Source organism: Burkholderia sp. Bp9143 (genome assembly GCF_003853645.1).
Classification (GTDB): domain Bacteria; phylum Pseudomonadota; class Gammaproteobacteria; order Burkholderiales; family Burkholderiaceae; genus Burkholderia.
Genome location: NZ_QTPO01000012.1, coordinates 44,165 through 58,973 on the forward strand (window position 1 = coordinate 44,165; position 14,809 = coordinate 58,973).

Annotated in this window: 15 protein-coding genes; all 15 read left to right on the forward strand. The window is 66.1% G+C overall.

Annotation, left to right across the window (positions count from 1 at the left end; translation table 11 throughout):
* Position 1: 1 nt before the first annotated feature.
* The 15 genes from tsf to DIE23_RS11460 all read left to right on the forward strand — a co-directional run bounded on the left by tsf (position 2) and on the right by DIE23_RS11460 (position 14,736).
* Positions 2 to 883: a translation elongation factor Ts gene (gene tsf, locus DIE23_RS11390; RefSeq protein WP_014896733.1), complete on the forward strand. Its 882-nt coding sequence runs from the start codon at positions 2 to 4 to the stop codon at positions 881 to 883.
* A gap of 156 nt (positions 884 to 1,039) precedes the next feature.
* On the forward strand, positions 1,040 to 1,753 hold the full coding sequence (gene pyrH, locus DIE23_RS11395; protein ID WP_011885142.1) for a UMP kinase: 714 nt from the start codon (positions 1,040 to 1,042) through the stop codon (positions 1,751 to 1,753).
* 102 nt (positions 1,754 to 1,855) lie between these two features.
* A complete protein-coding gene (gene frr / locus DIE23_RS11400) occupies positions 1,856 to 2,416 on the forward strand; it encodes a ribosome recycling factor (RefSeq protein ID WP_124612218.1) in 561 nt (186 codons plus the stop codon).
* A gap of 49 nt (positions 2,417 to 2,465) precedes the next feature.
* Entirely contained in the window at positions 2,466 to 3,248 is a 783-nt protein-coding gene (gene uppS, locus DIE23_RS11405) for a polyprenyl diphosphate synthase (RefSeq protein ID WP_124612219.1), read from the forward strand.
* Positions 3,242 to 4,063, forward strand: coding sequence for a phosphatidate cytidylyltransferase (locus DIE23_RS11410; protein ID WP_124612220.1), 822 nt, complete (start codon positions 3,242 to 3,244; stop codon positions 4,061 to 4,063). Before uppS ends, DIE23_RS11410 begins: the two co-directional genes overlap by 7 nt.
* A 15-nt stretch (positions 4,064 to 4,078) precedes the next feature.
* Positions 4,079 to 5,275, forward strand: coding sequence for a 1-deoxy-D-xylulose-5-phosphate reductoisomerase (locus DIE23_RS11415; protein WP_124612221.1), 1,197 nt, complete (start codon positions 4,079 to 4,081; stop codon positions 5,273 to 5,275).
* A gap of 11 nt (positions 5,276 to 5,286) precedes the next feature.
* Positions 5,287 to 6,660 (forward strand): RIP metalloprotease RseP, encoded by a 1,374-nt coding sequence (rseP, locus tag DIE23_RS11420; protein WP_124612222.1) that lies wholly within the window; start codon positions 5,287 to 5,289, stop codon positions 6,658 to 6,660.
* Positions 6,661 to 6,724: 64 nt separating this feature from the next.
* Positions 6,725 to 9,031, forward strand: coding sequence for an outer membrane protein assembly factor BamA (bamA, locus tag DIE23_RS11425; protein ID WP_124612223.1), 2,307 nt, complete (start codon positions 6,725 to 6,727; stop codon positions 9,029 to 9,031).
* Between the two features lie 64 nt (positions 9,032 to 9,095).
* Positions 9,096 to 9,593: an OmpH family outer membrane protein gene (locus DIE23_RS11430; RefSeq protein ID WP_040144479.1), complete on the forward strand. Its 498-nt coding sequence runs from the start codon at positions 9,096 to 9,098 to the stop codon at positions 9,591 to 9,593.
* 16 nt (positions 9,594 to 9,609) lie between these two features.
* Positions 9,610 to 10,689, forward strand: coding sequence for a UDP-3-O-(3-hydroxymyristoyl)glucosamine N-acyltransferase (gene lpxD, locus DIE23_RS11435; RefSeq protein WP_124612224.1), 1,080 nt, complete (start codon positions 9,610 to 9,612; stop codon positions 10,687 to 10,689).
* Positions 10,690 to 10,819: 130 nt separating this feature from the next.
* Positions 10,820 to 11,287, forward strand: a complete 468-nt coding sequence (gene fabZ / locus DIE23_RS11440; RefSeq protein WP_006495559.1) for a 3-hydroxyacyl-ACP dehydratase FabZ — start codon at positions 10,820 to 10,822, stop codon at positions 11,285 to 11,287.
* A 67-nt stretch (positions 11,288 to 11,354) separates the two neighbouring features.
* On the forward strand, positions 11,355 to 12,143 hold the full coding sequence (gene lpxA / locus DIE23_RS11445) for an acyl-ACP--UDP-N-acetylglucosamine O-acyltransferase (RefSeq protein ID WP_124612225.1): 789 nt from the start codon (positions 11,355 to 11,357) through the stop codon (positions 12,141 to 12,143).
* Between the two features lie 3 nt (positions 12,144 to 12,146).
* Positions 12,147 to 13,316: a lipid-A-disaccharide synthase gene (gene lpxB / locus DIE23_RS11450; protein WP_124612226.1), complete on the forward strand. Its 1,170-nt coding sequence runs from the start codon at positions 12,147 to 12,149 to the stop codon at positions 13,314 to 13,316.
* Positions 13,313 to 13,957: a ribonuclease HII gene (gene rnhB / locus DIE23_RS11455; RefSeq protein WP_124612227.1), complete on the forward strand. Its 645-nt coding sequence runs from the start codon at positions 13,313 to 13,315 to the stop codon at positions 13,955 to 13,957. Before lpxB ends, rnhB begins: the two co-directional genes overlap by 4 nt.
* Entirely contained in the window at positions 13,954 to 14,736 is a 783-nt protein-coding gene (locus tag DIE23_RS11460) for an RNA methyltransferase (RefSeq protein WP_124612228.1), read from the forward strand. The genes rnhB and DIE23_RS11460 overlap by 4 nt, the downstream gene beginning before the upstream one ends.
* Positions 14,737 to 14,809 lie beyond the last annotated feature (73 nt).

The following is a 14,809-nucleotide window of genomic DNA, read 5'->3' on the forward strand; positions in this document are numbered from 1 at the left end:
GATGGCGGCAATTACCGCAAGCATGGTGGCAGAACTGCGCGCAAAGACCGACGCACCGATGATGGAGTGCAAGAAGGCGCTGACGGAAGCCGACGGCGACCTGGCCAAGGCTGAAGAGCTGCTGCGCGTCAAGCTCGGCAACAAGGCAAGCAAGGCGGCATCGCGCGTGACGGCCGAAGGCGTCGTCGCATCGTTCGTCGGCGGCAACGCAGGCGCGCTGGTCGAACTGAACTGCGAAACCGACTTCGTCGCGAAGAACGACGACTTCCTCGCATTCTCGAAGACGGTCGCAGAACTCGTCGCGACGCAAAACCCGGCCGACGTGGCAGCACTGTCGGCACTGCCGCTCGAAGGCTCGACCGTCGACGCAGTCCGTCTGGCCCTGATCGGCAAGATCGGCGAGAACGTGTCGATCCGCCGTTTCGTCCGTTTCGAAACCGCGAACAAGATCGCAACGTACCTGCACGGCGCGCGTATCGGCGTGATCGTCGAGTACACGGGTGCTGAAGAGCAGGTCGGCAAGGACGTCGCGATGCACATCGCCGCGATGAAGCCGGTCGCGCTGTCGTCGGCCGACGTGCCGGCGGAACTGATCGAGACGGAACGCCGCGTGGCCGAGCAGAAGGCTGCCGAATCGGGCAAGCCGGCTGAAATCGTCGCGAAGATGGTCGACGGCAGCGTCCAGAAGTATCTGAAGGAAGTGTCGCTGCTGAACCAGACGTTCGTGAAGAACGACAAGCAGACGATCGAGCAGATGCTGAAGGCAGCGGATTCGACGGTGCAGAAGTTCGCGCTGTTCGTCGTCGGCGAAGGCATCGAGAAGCGTCAGGACGACTTCGCCGCCGAAGTGGCCGCGCAAGTCGCAGCAGCAAAGCAGCAGTAAGCAGTCAGGCAGTATCCGCGGCGGGCGTCCGCTCCGCCGCGGCCGGCGGCGCCGCCGTCCGGCCGGGAACCCCGGTCCGACCGTCGGCGCTTGCCCGAATCAGTATTTCGCCCCTACAGTTCGTGGTTGTCATCCTCTCGTCGCTCGGAAGCCCCTATGTCCAATGCCTATAAACGCGTCCTCCTCAAACTCTCCGGCGAAGCGCTGATGGGCGACGATGCCTTCGGCATCAATCGCGCGACGATCGAACGGATGGTGGCGGATATCGCCGAAGTTGTGGGTCTCGGTACGCAGCTCGCGGTCGTGATCGGCGGCGGTAACATTTTCCGCGGTGTCGCGGGCGGTGCGGCGGGCATGGACCGCGCGACGGCCGACTACATGGGGATGCTGGCGACGATGATGAACGCGCTGGCGCTGCAGGATGCGATGCGCCACGCCGGCATCGTCGCGCGCGTGCAGTCCGCGCTGCGCATGGACCAGGTCGTCGAGCCGTACATCCGGCCCCGCGCGATCCGCCAGCTCGAGGAAGGCAAGGTCGTGATCTTCGCGGCCGGCACGGGCAACCCGTTCTTCACGACGGACACGGCCGCCGCGCTGCGCGGTTCGGAAGTGGGCGCCGAGGTCGTACTGAAGGCGACCAAGGTCGATGGCGTATATTCTGCCGATCCGAAGAAGGATCCGTCGGCCACGCGCTACACGACGATCAGCTTCGACGAGGCGATCAGCCGCAATCTGCAGGTGATGGACGCGACGGCCTTCGCGCTGTGCCGCGACCAGAAGCTGCCGATTCGTGTGTTTTCGATCAACAAGCCGGGCGCGCTCAAGCGTATCGTGCTGGGCGAGGACGAAGGTACGCTCGTCCACGTGTAAACTCCCGCGGATGCGGGCAAGCGGCGTGGGTTGTCGGCCGCGGTGCGTCGCGCGCCGGGCGGGGCCCGCGTTCTTTGAAGGTTGGAAGGTTTGGAGGTTGAAATGAGTGTCGCTGATGTCAAGAAGGGCGTAGAGCAGAAGATGCAGCGCTCGATCGAAGCGTTCAAGAACGATCTGGCGAAGATCCGCACGGGCCGTGCGCATACCGGTCTGCTCGATCACGTGCAGGTCGACTACTATGGCTCGATGGTGCCGATCTCGCAGGTTGCGAACCTGACGCTCGTCGACGCACGCACGATCGGCGTGCAGCCGTGGGAAAAGAACATGGTCGCGAAGGTCGAGAAGGCCATCCGCGAAGCCGATCTCGGCCTGAACCCGGCAACGGCCGGCGACCTGATCCGCGTGCCGATGCCGGCGCTGACGGAAGAGCGCCGCCGCGAGCTGACGAAGGTAGTCAAGAGCGAAGGCGAAACGGCCAAGGTCGCGATCCGCAACCTGCGCCGCGACGCGAACGAAGCGCTCAAGAAGCTCGTGAAGGACAAGGAAATCTCGGAAGACGACGAGCGTCGTGCGAGCGACGACGTGCAGAAGCTGACCGACAAGCACGTTACCGAAGTCGACAAGCTCGTGCAGAGCAAGGAAGCCGAGATCATGACGGTCTGACGACCGTCCTCGCGCGCCGCCTTCTTCCCGCATTACTGTCTCAACGGCCATGACCTATACTAGCTCAACTGTTCGCGTGCCTGACGTCGGCGCCGTGCCGCGTCATATCGCGATCATCATGGACGGCAACGGCCGTTGGGCGACCGAACGCCGCTTGCCGCGCGTCGCGGGGCACACCCGCGGCGTGGACGCCGTGCGGGCGGTGGTCGAAGGCTGCGCACGCGCCGGCGTCGAATATCTGACGCTGTTCGCGTTCAGTTCGGAAAACTGGCGCCGCCCGAACGACGAAGTGTCGTTCCTGATGCGACTGTTCATCACCGCGCTCGAGCGTGAGATCGGCAAGCTGCATGCGAACGGGATCCGCCTGCGGGTGGTGGGCGATCTCGAGCGCTTCGAGCCGCGCATCCGCGAACTGATCCGCCGCGCCGAAACCAAGACGGCGCGCAACACCCGCCTGACCCTGACGATCGCCGCGAACTACGGCGGCCGCTGGGACATCCTGCAGGCGACGAAGAAGCTCGTCGAGCAGGCCGTGCGCGAGGGCCGCGAGGTCGACGTGACCGAAGACGCGTTCGCGCCGCACCTGGCGATGGCCTATGCGCCGGAGCCCGATCTCTTCATCCGTACCGGTGGCGAGCAGCGCGTCAGCAACTTCCTGCTGTGGCAGCTCGCGTACGCCGAATTCTATTTCACCGACAAATACTGGCCGGACTTCGACGGCGCGGCGCTGGCCGACGCGATCGCGTCGTATACCGAGCGCGAGCGCCGTTTCGGTCGCACCAGCGCGCAGCTCGAACCGCACTCGCAGAACGCCGATTCCCTTTCATGCTGAAGACCCGTGTGATCACGGCGGTCGTGATGCTGGCAGTGTTGCTGCCGGTGACGCTGTTCGCGCCGCTTGCCGCGTTCGGCGCGCTGATCGGCGTCGTGCTCGTGTTTGCCGCGTGGGAATGGGCGCGCCTGCTGAAGCTCGGCGCGGCCGGTTCCGTGGTCTATGCGATCGTCGCGGCGCTGGCGCTCGCGGCGACCGCGCCGCTCGGCGTCGATGCCGCTTCATCCCGTCCCCTTTTTATGGCGGCCGGCGTGTTCTGGCTGCTGGTCGGTCCGTTCTCGCTGCGGCGCAAGCCGGAACTCGCGGGCGGCGTATGGCGGCCGTTCCTTCTCGCGGCCGGATTCGTGGTGTTCGCGGCCTGCTGGCACGCGGTCGTCGCGGCGCGTGCGCAGGGCGTTCCGTTCGTGCTGTCGCTGCTTCTGGTCGTATGGCTGGCCGATATCGGTGCATATTTCGCGGGCAAGGCCTTCGGAAAGCGTAAACTCGCTATTACGATCAGTCCCGGGAAGAGCTGGGAAGGCGCGATCGGCGGCTGGCTCGCCGTGATGGTCGTCGCGGGTGTCGCGATGGCCGCGCACTGGTTCGAGCCGACCCTGTTTTCCGCATTTGCGACGCGCTACGGGATGCCCGGCGCGTGGGCCGCGCTGACACTGCTGGTTGCGTACAGCGTGATCGGCGACCTGTTCGAGTCGCTGCTCAAGCGTCAGGCGGGCGTGAAGGATTCGAGCGGCCTGCTGCCCGGTCACGGCGGCGTGCTCGACCGCGTCGACGCGCTGCTGCCGGTGCTGCCGCTCGCAATGCTGCTGCTTGGTTAAACCACTATTTCTGTTATGCAAAAACGTCTGACACTGCTCGGTTCCACGGGCTCGATCGGAGACAGCACGCTCGACGTGGTCGCCCGCCATCCCGAGCGTTTCTCGGTCTACGCGTTGACCGCGCACCGCAACGGCGACAAGCTCGTCGAGCAGTGCCTGCGCTTCGCACCCGAAGTCGCGGTGGTCGGCGATGCGGACACGGCGGCGCACGTCGAGGCGAAACTGCGCGCGGCGGGCAGCAAGACCACGGTACTGTACGGGCCGCAGGCGCTCGTCGACGTGTCGAAGAGCGACGGCTGCGATACGGTCGTCGCGGCGATCGTCGGCGCGGCCGGCCTCGCGCCGAGCCTCGCGGCCGCGCGCGCCGGCAAGCGCATCCTGCTCGCGAACAAGGAATCGCTCGTGATGTCGGGCGCGATCTTCATGGACGCCGTGCGCGACCATGGCGCGATCCTGCTGCCGGTCGACAGCGAACACAACGCGATCTTCCAGTGCATGCCGCGCGACGAGAACGAGCACGGCGGGATCTCGAAGATCATCCTGACAGCGTCGGGCGGCCCGTTCCGCACGCGCGAGCCGGCCACGCTCGTCGACGTGACGCCGGACGAGGCGTGCAAGCACCCGAACTGGGTGATGGGGCGCAAGATTTCCGTCGATTCCGCGACGATGATGAACAAGGGCCTCGAGGTGATCGAGGCGCACTGGATCTTCGGCTTGGCCGGCGACCGGATCGACGTGCTGATCCACCCGCAGAGCGTGATCCATTCGCTCGTGTCGTACCGCGACGGCTCGGTGCTCGCGCAGCTCGGCAACCCCGACATGCGCACGCCGATCGCGCACGCGCTGGCGTTCCCGGAGCGCGTCGACGCGGGTGTCGACCAGCTCGACCTCGCGCAGATCGCGCAGCTGTCGTTCGAGAAGCCCGACTACACGCGCTTCCCGTGCCTCGCGCTCGCGCTGAAGGCGCTTGAAGAGGGCGGTATCGCGAGCGCCGCGTTGAACGCGGCGAACGAAATCGCGGTCGAAGCGTTTCTCGAGCGCCGGATCGGCTTCATGGCGATCGCGGCAACGGTCGATGCGGTGCTCAACGCACTGCCGAACCGCAACCCGAACGGGCTCGACGACGTCCTGGCGGCGGATGCCGAGGCACGCCGCCTCGCCGCCGAGATCATTGCGAAAGCGCCTGCGCCACGCGTGGAGCGCACTGTCTGAATGAGGTGCTCATGAACGTGCTGGTCGAACTGATCGCGTTTGCGGTGGCGATCGGGGTGCTGGTCGTCGTGCATGAGTACGGACATTATCGCGTCGCGCGCTGGTGCGGCGTGAAGGTGCTGCGTTTCTCGATCGGCTTCGGCCAGCCCGTCGCCCGCTGGGTCAGCCGCAGGACCGGCACCGAGTGGACGCTCTCCGCACTGCCGCTCGGCGGCTACGTGAAGATGCTCGACGAACGCGAGCCGGGGCCGGGCGTCAAGCCCGAGGAACTCGACCAGGCGTTCAACCGGCAATCGGTGTTCAAGCGCATCGCGATTGTCGCGGCCGGCCCGATCGCGAACTTCCTGTTGGCAATCGTCCTGTTTTCCGCTGTATTCGCAACCGGCGTGACCGAGCAGGCCGCGGTGCTCGCGCCGCCGGCCGCCGGCACGGTGGCGGCTCGCGCGGGCTTCGACGGCAGCGAGACGATCGTCTCGATCCGCAATGCGCAAGGCGGCGACGCCGTGCCGGTGCGCTCGTGGTCGGACCTGCGCTGGAAGCTGCTGTCCGCCGCGTTCGATCATCGCGAGGTCGTGCTCGGCGCGCGCGACGGCGGCGCGTCGACGTTCGACTTCCGCATCGACCTGCGTAATGTTCCCGAAAGCGCGCTCGACGACGATTTCATGATGCACCTGGGCTTCGAGACCGGCGGCGGCACGCTGTCGGTGGCGTCGGTGCAGCCCGGCAGCGCGGCCGAGCAGGCAGGCCTGAAGGCCGGCGACAAGCTGCTCGCGCTCGACGGCAAGCCCATCGGCGGCGCATCGCGCTTCATCGACGCGGTGAAGCACCATGCGGGCCAGGCGGTCGAGCTGCAGGTCGACCGCGGCGGCGCCACCCGGATGGTATCGATCGTGCCGCAGGCGCAGCGCGACGATGAAACGGGGCAGCAGGTCGGTCGCATCGGCGCGGCGCTGTCGATGCACACGCCGTCGGTCGACGTGCGCTACGGGCCGATCGAGAGCCTGCAACTCGGCGCGCACCGCACGTGGGACATTGCCGTTTATTCGCTGAGGATGTTCGGGCGGATGATCACGGGCGATGCGTCGCTGAAGAATCTGTCCGGCCCCGTGACGATTGCCGACTACGCGGGCAAGAGCGCGCGGCTCGGTCCGTCGGCCTTCCTGTCGTTCCTCGCCCTTGTCAGCATTAGCCTCGGGGTGCTGAACTTGCTGCCGATTCCCGTTTTGGACGGGGGGCATCTGTTATATTATCTGGTTGAAGCCGCGACCGGGAAGGCCGTATCGGAGCGCTGGCAGCTGATTCTGCAAAGAGCCGGGTTGATCTGCATCGTCGCGTTGTCGGCGATTGCGCTGTTCAACGACCTGGCTCGGTTAATCCATTTCTGAAGCATCAGGCGGCGGCCAGTCGGCCGCCGCCTGATTTGATGCAGCTAAATATTGGGGATGCACGTTGTTCAAACCTCATCGCTTTGTACCTAAGACAGTTGCAGCGGCCGCGCTCGCCGCGCACGGCCTCGCGGCGCATGCAGCGGCACCGTTCGTGGTGCAAGACATCAAGATCGAGGGGTTGCAGCGCGTCGAAGCGGGTTCGGTGTTCGCCTACCTGCCGATCAAGCAGGGCGATACCTTCACCGACGACAAGGCATCCGAAGCAATCCGCGCGCTGTACGCGACGGGCTTCTTCAACGATGTGCGCATCGCCACCCAGGGCAACGTCGTGATCGTGCAGGTGCAGGAGCGTCCGGCCATCGCGTCGATCGACTTCACCGGCACGAAGGAATTCGACAAGGACAACCTGACGAAGGCGCTGCGCGCGGTCGGTCTGGCCGACGGCCGCTACTACGACAAGGCGCTCGTCGACAAGGCGGAGCAGGAGCTCAAGCGTCAGTACCTGACGCGCGGCTTCTACGCGGCCGAGGTCAAGACGACGATCACGCCGGTTGACGCGAATCGCGTGTCGATCCTGTTCGCTGTCGCCGAAGGTCCGAGCGCGAAGATCCGCCAGATCAACTTTATCGGCAACAAGGCGTTCAGCACCAGCACGCTGCGCGACGAAATGCAGTTGTCGACGCCGAACTGGTTCTCCTGGTACACGAAAAACGACCTGTACTCGAAGGAAAAGCTGACGGGCGACCTCGAGGCCGTGCGCTCGTACTACCTGAACCGCGGCTACCTCGAGTTCAACATCGAATCGACCCAGGTGTCGATCTCGCCCGACAAGAAGGACATGTACCTGACGGTCACGCTGCACGAAGGCGAGCCGTACACGGTGTCGGGCATCAAGCTGTCGGGCAACCTGCTCGATCGCGAAGCCGAACTGAACAAGCTGATCAAGATCAAGCCGGGCGATCGCTTCTCGGCCGAAAAGCTGCAGCAGACGACGAAGTCGATCGTCGACAAGCTCGGCGAATACGGCTACGCATTCGCGGCCGTCAACGCGCAGCCGGACATCGACCAGGCGAACCACAAGGTGAACCTGAACCTCGTCGTCGATCCGAGCCGCCGCGTGTACGTGCGCCGCATCAACGTGGTCGGCAACACGCGGACGCGCGACGAGGTCGTGCGCCGCGAGATGCGACAGCTCGAAAGCTCGTGGTTCGATTCGAACCGCCTCGCGCTGTCGAAGGACCGCGTGAACCGCCTCGGCTACTTCACCAACGTCGACGTGACGACGGTGCCGGTCGAAGGCACGAACGACCAGGTCGACGTGAACGTGAAGGTCGACGAAAAGCCGACCGGCGCGATCACGCTGGGCGCGGGCTTCTCGTCGACGGACAAGGTGGTGCTGTCGGCCGGCGTGTCGCAGGACAACGTGTTCGGCTCGGGCACGAGCCTGTCGGTGAACGTCAACACCGCAAAGAGCTACCGCACGTTGACCGTCACCCAGGTCGACCCGTACTTCACGGTCGACGGTATCAAGCGGATCACGGACGTCTACTACCGCACGTACCAGCCGCTCTACTATTCGACGAGCTCGAGCTTCCGGATCATCAGCGCCGGCGGCAACCTGAAATTCGGCATTCCGTTCTCGGAAGTCGACACCGTCTACTTCGGCGCGGGCTTCGAGCAGAACCGTCTCGACGTCGACTCAAACACGCCGCAGAGCTACCAGGATTACGTGAACGAGTTCGGCCGCGTGTCGAACACGGTGCCGTTGACCGTCGCCTGGTCGCGCGACGCGCGTGACAGCGCGCTGATCCCGAGTCGCGGCTACTTCACGCAGGCGAACGTCGAATACGGCGTGCCGGTGGGCAAGATCCAGTACTACAAGGCCGACCTGCAGGCGCAGTACTACTATTCGTTCTCGCGCGGCTTCATCCTGGGCCTGAACCTGCAAGGTGGCTACGGTAATGGCATCGGCAACCCGTATCCGATCTTCAAGAACTACTACGCGGGTGGTATCGGCTCCGTGCGTGGCTACGAGCCGAGCTCGCTGGGCCCGCGCGACACGAAGACGAACGACCCGATCGGCGGTTCGAAGATGGTGGTCGGCAACATCGAGCTGACGTTCCCGCTGCCGGGCACCGGCTACGACCGCACGCTGCGCGTGTTCACGTTCCTCGACGGCGGTAACGTGTGGGGCAACGCGCCGGGCGGCACGAGTACCGGCGCGAACGGCCTGCGTTACGGCTACGGCGTGGGTCTCGCGTGGATCTCGCCGATCGGCCCGCTGAAGCTGAGCCTCGGCTTCCCGCTGCAGAAGCACGAAGGCGACCAGTACCAGAAATTCCAGTTCCAGATCGGGACGGCGTTCTGATCGAACGCATGACAACAGCAACGAGAGGGTAATTTTGCTAACCGGTAAGTTTTCGAAACGAGTGATGTGTGCGCTGACCGTTGCGCTGGCCTTGGGCGCGGCGACGGCACACGCTCAGGACGTCGCCCGCATCGCGGCGGTCAATTCGGATCGGATCCTGCGCGAGTCGGCGCCCGCCAAGGCGGCGCAGACGAAGCTCGAAGCCGAGTTCGCGAAGCGCGACAAGGATCTGCAGGACCTCGCGGCGCGCCTGAAGTCGATGTCCGACTCGCTGGACAAGAACGGTGCGTCGCTGTCGGCGGCCGATCGCGCGCAGAAGCAGCGCGATCTCGCACAGCTCGATACCGACTTCCAGCGCAAGCAGCGCGAGTTTCGCGAAGACCTGAACCAGCGCCGCAACGAGGAACTCGCGGCGGTGCTGGAGCGCGCGAACAAGGTCATCAAGCAGATCGCCGAGCAGCAGAATTACGACCTGATCGTGCAGGAAGCGGTGTATGTCAGCCCGCGCATCGACATCACCGACAAGGTGCTCAAGGCGCTCGCGTCCGGCTCGACGAACTGAACGGAGCAGACGACGAATGGCATTGACGCTTGAGGCACTCGTAAAGCGGTTCGGCGGCGAGATCGTCGGCGACGCCCAGTGCAAGGTGGGTGGCCTCGCGCCGCTCGACCAGGCAGGCCCTCAGCAACTCGCGTTCCTCGCGAATCCGAAGTACCTGTCGCAGGTCGAGACGACCCGCGCCGGCGCGGTACTGATCGCGCCGAAGGATCTCGAAAAGCTCGGCGCGGCCGCCAATGGTCGCAGTTTCATCGTGACGCCGAATCCGTACGCGTACTTCGCGCGCGTCGCGCAGATGTTCATCGATCTTGCCACGCCACCGCGCGCGGCTGGCGTGCATCCGAGCGCGACGATCGATCCGGCCGCGCAGGTTGCCGCGAGCGCGGTGATCGGTCCGCACGTGACGGTCGAGGCCGGCGCGGTGATCGAGGACGGCGTGCAGCTCGACGCGAACGTGTTCGTCGGCCGCGGCACGACGATCGGCGCCGGTTCGCACCTGTACCCGAACGCATCGGTGTATCACGGCTGCAAGATCGGCCCGCGCGCGATCATCCATTCGGGTGCCGTAATCGGCTCCGACGGCTTCGGCTTCGCGCCGGATTTCGTCGGCGACGGCGATGCGCGCACCGGCAGCTGGGTCAAGATCCCGCAGGTCGGCGGCGTGTCGGTCGGCCCGGACGTCGAGATCGGCGCGAACACGACGATCGATCGCGGCGCGATGGCGGACACCGTCATCGAGGAATGCGTGAAGATCGACAACCAGGTCCAGATCGGCCACAACTGCCGGATCGGCGCGTATACGGTGATCGCCGGCAGTGCGGGCATCGCCGGCAGCACGACGATCGGCCGCCACTGCATGATCGGTGGCGCGGCGGGCATCGCCGGACACGTGACGCTCGGCGACTATGTCATCATCACCGCGAAGTCGGGCGTGTCGAAGTCGCTGCCGAAGGCCGGCATCTACACGAGCGCATTCCCGGCCGTCGACCACGGCGAATGGAACCGGAGTGCCGCGCTCGTGCGCAACCTCGACAAGTTGCGCGACCGCATCAAGGCGCTCGAAACCGCGCTGGCCGCCCAGGGCGGCACGGACGCCTGACCGTCACCATGCGAGACCACGAACCGGGCACGGCCAGCGCATCCGGCCCGGTTTGCCAGACTGGGCCGCGGGGCGGCCCGCTTCAGCCTTTGCATCACCACCGCGCAGCCTCTGCGTGAGACGAACCATCATGAGCACTGAAAAAATCAATCTCGACATCCACAAGATCCTCACGCTGCTGCCGCATCGCTACCCGATTCTGCTCGTTGATCGCGTGCTCGAACTCGAGCCGCACAAGGGGATCAAAGCGCTGAAGAACGTGTCGATCAACGAGCCGTTCTTCCAGGGGCATTTCCCGAAGCGGCCGGTGATGCCGGGCGTGCTGATCCTCGAGGCGCTCGCTCAGGCGGCCGCGCTGCTGACGTTCGCGGAAGAGCAGCCGAAGGATCCGGAAAACACGCTGTACTACTTCGTCGGCATCGATGGCGCGCGCTTCAAGCGTGTGGTCGAACCGGGCGACCAACTGATTCTGAACGTGACGTTCGAACGCTACATCCGCGGCATCTGGAAGTTCAAGGCGGTGGCGGAAGTGGACGGCAAGGTGGCGGCGGAAGCCGAACTGATGTGCACGGTCAAGACGGCCGACGCGGCGCCCTGAGCGACGCGGCACGCATGGGTAACGAAACGCGAGCAACGCGACACATCACATCGAGAGGCAACGGCGCATGACCAGGATTCATCCTACCGCGATCGTCGAACCGGGCGCGCAGATCGACGAGTCCGTCGAGATCGGGCCGTACGCGGTCATCGGGCCGCACGTCACGATCGGCGCGCGTACGACGATCGGCTCGCACAGCGTGATCGAAGGTTACACGACGCTTGGCGAGGACAACCGCATCGGCCATTACGCGTCGGTCGGCGGCCGTCCGCAGGACATGAAGTACAAGGACGAGCCGACGAAGCTCGTGATCGGCAACCGCAACACGATCCGCGAATTCACGACGATCCACACCGGCACCGTGCAGGACGTCGGCGTGACGACGCTCGGCGACGACAACTGGATCATGGCCTATGTGCACATCGGTCATGACTGCCGCGTCGGCAACAATGTGATCCTGTCGAGCAACGCGCAGATGGCCGGGCACGTCGAGATCGGCGACTGGGCGATCGTCGGCGGGATGTCGGGCGTGCACCAGTTCGTGCGCATCGGTGCGCACTCGATGCTGGGTGGCGCCTCGGCGCTCGTGCAGGACGTGCCGCCGTTCGTGATCGCGGCCGGCAACAAGGCCGAGCCGCACGGCATCAACGTCGAAGGCCTGCGCCGGCGCGGTTTCTCGCCCGACGCGATCTCGGCGCTGCGCAGCGCGTACCGCCTGCTGTACAAGAACGGCCTGTCGCTCGAGGAAGCGAAGGTGCAGTTGCGCGAGCTGGCGGCCTCGGGCGGCGAAGGCGACGCAGCGGTCACCGCGCTCGTCGAGTTCATCGACGCGTCCCAACGCGGCATCATCCGCTAAGCGATGTCGCTCCCGACCAATCAGCTCCGGCTCGCGATGGTGGCCGGCGAGCCGTCGGGCGATCTGCTCGCGGCGTCGCTGCTCGGCGGGCTTCAAGAGCGGCTGCCCGCGTCGACCCGGTACTACGGGATCGGTGGGCTGCGGATGCTCGCGCACGGCTTCGACTCGCACTGGCAGATGGACAAGCTGACGGTGCGCGGCTACGTCGAGGCGCTGGGCCAGATTCCCGAGATCCTGCGGATTCGCGGCGAGTTGAAGCGCCAGCTGCTCGCGGAGCGGCCCGACGCATTCATCGGCGTCGACGCGCCCGATTTCAACTTCAACGTGGAGCAGGCCTCGCGCGACGCGGGCATCCCGTCGATCCACTTCGTGTGTCCGTCTATCTGGGCGTGGCGCGGCGGGCGGATCAAGAAAATCGCGAAGTCCGTCGACCACATGTTGTGCCTGTTCCCGTTCGAACCGGCGATCCTCGACAAGGCGGGCGTCGCGTCGACGTATGTCGGCCACCCGCTGGCCGACGAGATTCCGCTCGAGCCCGACACGCACGGCGCGCGCATTGCGCTCGGCCTGCCGGCCGACGGCCCGGTGATCGCGGTGCTGCCGGGCAGCCGGCGCTCGGAGATCGGGCTGATCGGCCCGACGTTCTTTGCGGCGATGGCACTGATGCAGCAGCGCGAGCCCGGCGTGCGATTCGTGATGCCGGCGGCGACGCCTGCGCTGCGCGAGTTGCTGCAGCCGCTCGTCGACGCGCATCCGCAGCTCGCGCTGACGATCACGGACGGCCGCTCGCAGGTCGCGATGACGGCCGCCGACGCGATCCTCGTGAAGAGCGGCACTGTCACGCTGGAAGCCGCGCTGCTGAAGAAGCCGATGGTGATCTCGTACAAGGTGCCCTGGCTGACCGGGCAGATCATGCGCCGGCAGGGCTATCTGCCGTACGTCGGCTTGCCGAATATCCTGGCGGGGCGCTTCGTCGTGCCCGAGCTGCTGCAGCATTTCGCGACGCCCGAGGCGCTCGCCGATGCAACGCTCACGCAGCTGCGGGACGACGCGAACCGCCGCACGCTGACCGAAGTGTTTACCGAAATGCATCTCTCGCTGCGGCAGAACACGGCCGCAAAGGCCGCCGAAGCGGTCGTGCGCGTACTCGAGCAACGCAAGGGGCGCGCATGACGGCAACCCGTGCGCCACGCCGCCGCGCGTCGACCGACGTGCAGGGCGGCTTCGACTTCAGCCGACCCGACGAGATCGTCTGCGGCGTCGATGAAGCAGGCCGCGGCCCGCTCGCGGGGCCGGTGGTTGCCGCCGCGGTGATCCTCGATCCTGCGCAGCCGATCCACGGGCTCGACGATTCGAAGGCGCTGTCCGCGAAAAAGCGCGACGCGCTGTACGACCTGATCGTCGCGCGCTCGCGCGCGTATTGCGTCGCGTCGGCCAGCGTCGACGAGATCGATACGCTCAACATCCTGCATGCGACGATGCTCGCGATGAAGCGGGCCGTCGAAGGCCTGTCGGTGCTGCCGACGCTCGCGCAGATCGACGGCAACCGCTGCCCGACGCTGATGGTGCGTGCCGAGGCGATCGTCAGCGGCGACGCTCTAGTGCCGAGCATCTCGGCCGCGTCGATTCTCGCAAAGGTCACGCGCGACCGCATGCTCGTCGACCTGCATGAACGCTTCCCGGTGTATGGCTTCAACGTGCATGCCGGCTACGGCACCGCGAAACATCTAGCCGCGCTGCGCGAGCATGGTCCGTGCGAAGCGCATCGGCGCTCGTTCGCGCCGGTGCGTGCGGCACTCGATCTGATTCGATGAAGAGCATTACTTCCCGCGACAACCCGTTGTACAAGCGTCTGAAGGCGCTTGCGGGTTCGACGTCCCAGCAGCGCCGCGGCGGCCAGGCGCTGCTCGAAGGCTTCCACCTCGCCAGCGCGTATCTCGATACGGGCGCGACACCCGAGCTGTGTGTCGCGACCGAAGGCGCGCTCGCGCACGACGAAGCGCAGGCGATCATCGCGCGCGTTGACGCGCAGCGGGTCGTCACGCTGCCCGACGCGCTGTTCGGACAACTGTCGAACGTGGTCAGCGGCGTCGGTTTCCTGCTGCTCGTCGACCGGCCCGCACAGCCGCTGCCTGAGCGCGTCCTGCACACATCGGTGGTGCTCGACGGCGTGCAGGACGCCGGCAACGTCGGCTCGATCCTGCGCAGCGCGGCGGCGGCTGGCGTGCGGCACGTGTTCTGCGCGCCGGGCACCGCCTATGCGTGGTCGTCGAAGGTGCTGCGCTCGGGAATGGGCGCGCATTTCCTGCTGTCGATCCACGAGGATGTCGAGCCGGAGGCACTGGCCGAACGCCTCGACGTGCCGGTCGCGCTGACCGATTCGCACGGCGCGCAGGCGATCTACGACTGCGACCTGGCCGGCCCGGTCGCATGGGTGTTCGGCAACGAAGGCGCCGGCGTGTCGGCGTTCTGGCGCGACGCGGCCACGCATCGCGTGACGATCCCGCAGCCGGGTGGCATGGAGTCGCTGAACGTCGCGGCAGCGGCGGCGGTGTGCCTGTTCGAGCAGGTGCGGCAGCAGCGGTGCGCATGACATGACGACGTGACGTGCGGCGTTGTCCGCGCGTCGTATCCCGCACCGTGAAAAAAAGGCCGCGTTCGACGCG

What these genes read in the sequence shown, in the direction of transcription:
- tsf (WP_014896733.1), top strand. Translation starts at nt 2, where the DNA reads ATGGCGGCAATTACCGCAAGCATGGTGGCAGAACTGCGCGCAAAGACC.
- pyrH (WP_011885142.1), top strand. Translation starts at nt 1,040, where the DNA reads ATGTCCAATGCCTATAAACGCGTCCTCCTCAAACTCTCCGGCGAAGCG.
- frr (WP_124612218.1), top strand. Translation starts at nt 1,856, where the DNA reads ATGAGTGTCGCTGATGTCAAGAAGGGCGTAGAGCAGAAGATGCAGCGC.
- uppS (WP_124612219.1), top strand. Translation starts at nt 2,466, where the DNA reads ATGACCTATACTAGCTCAACTGTTCGCGTGCCTGACGTCGGCGCCGTG.
- DIE23_RS11410 (WP_124612220.1), top strand. Translation starts at nt 3,242, where the DNA reads ATGCTGAAGACCCGTGTGATCACGGCGGTCGTGATGCTGGCAGTGTTG.
- DIE23_RS11415 (WP_124612221.1), top strand. Translation starts at nt 4,079, where the DNA reads ATGCAAAAACGTCTGACACTGCTCGGTTCCACGGGCTCGATCGGAGAC.
- rseP (WP_124612222.1), top strand. Translation starts at nt 5,287, where the DNA reads ATGAACGTGCTGGTCGAACTGATCGCGTTTGCGGTGGCGATCGGGGTG.
- DIE23_RS11430 (WP_040144479.1), top strand. Translation starts at nt 9,096, where the DNA reads ATGTGTGCGCTGACCGTTGCGCTGGCCTTGGGCGCGGCGACGGCACAC.
- lpxD (WP_124612224.1), top strand. Translation starts at nt 9,610, where the DNA reads ATGGCATTGACGCTTGAGGCACTCGTAAAGCGGTTCGGCGGCGAGATC.
- fabZ (WP_006495559.1), top strand. Translation starts at nt 10,820, where the DNA reads ATGAGCACTGAAAAAATCAATCTCGACATCCACAAGATCCTCACGCTG.
- lpxA (WP_124612225.1), top strand. Translation starts at nt 11,355, where the DNA reads ATGACCAGGATTCATCCTACCGCGATCGTCGAACCGGGCGCGCAGATC.
- lpxB (WP_124612226.1), top strand. Translation starts at nt 12,147, where the DNA reads ATGTCGCTCCCGACCAATCAGCTCCGGCTCGCGATGGTGGCCGGCGAG.
- rnhB (WP_124612227.1), top strand. Translation starts at nt 13,313, where the DNA reads ATGACGGCAACCCGTGCGCCACGCCGCCGCGCGTCGACCGACGTGCAG.
- DIE23_RS11460 (WP_124612228.1), top strand. Translation starts at nt 13,954, where the DNA reads ATGAAGAGCATTACTTCCCGCGACAACCCGTTGTACAAGCGTCTGAAG.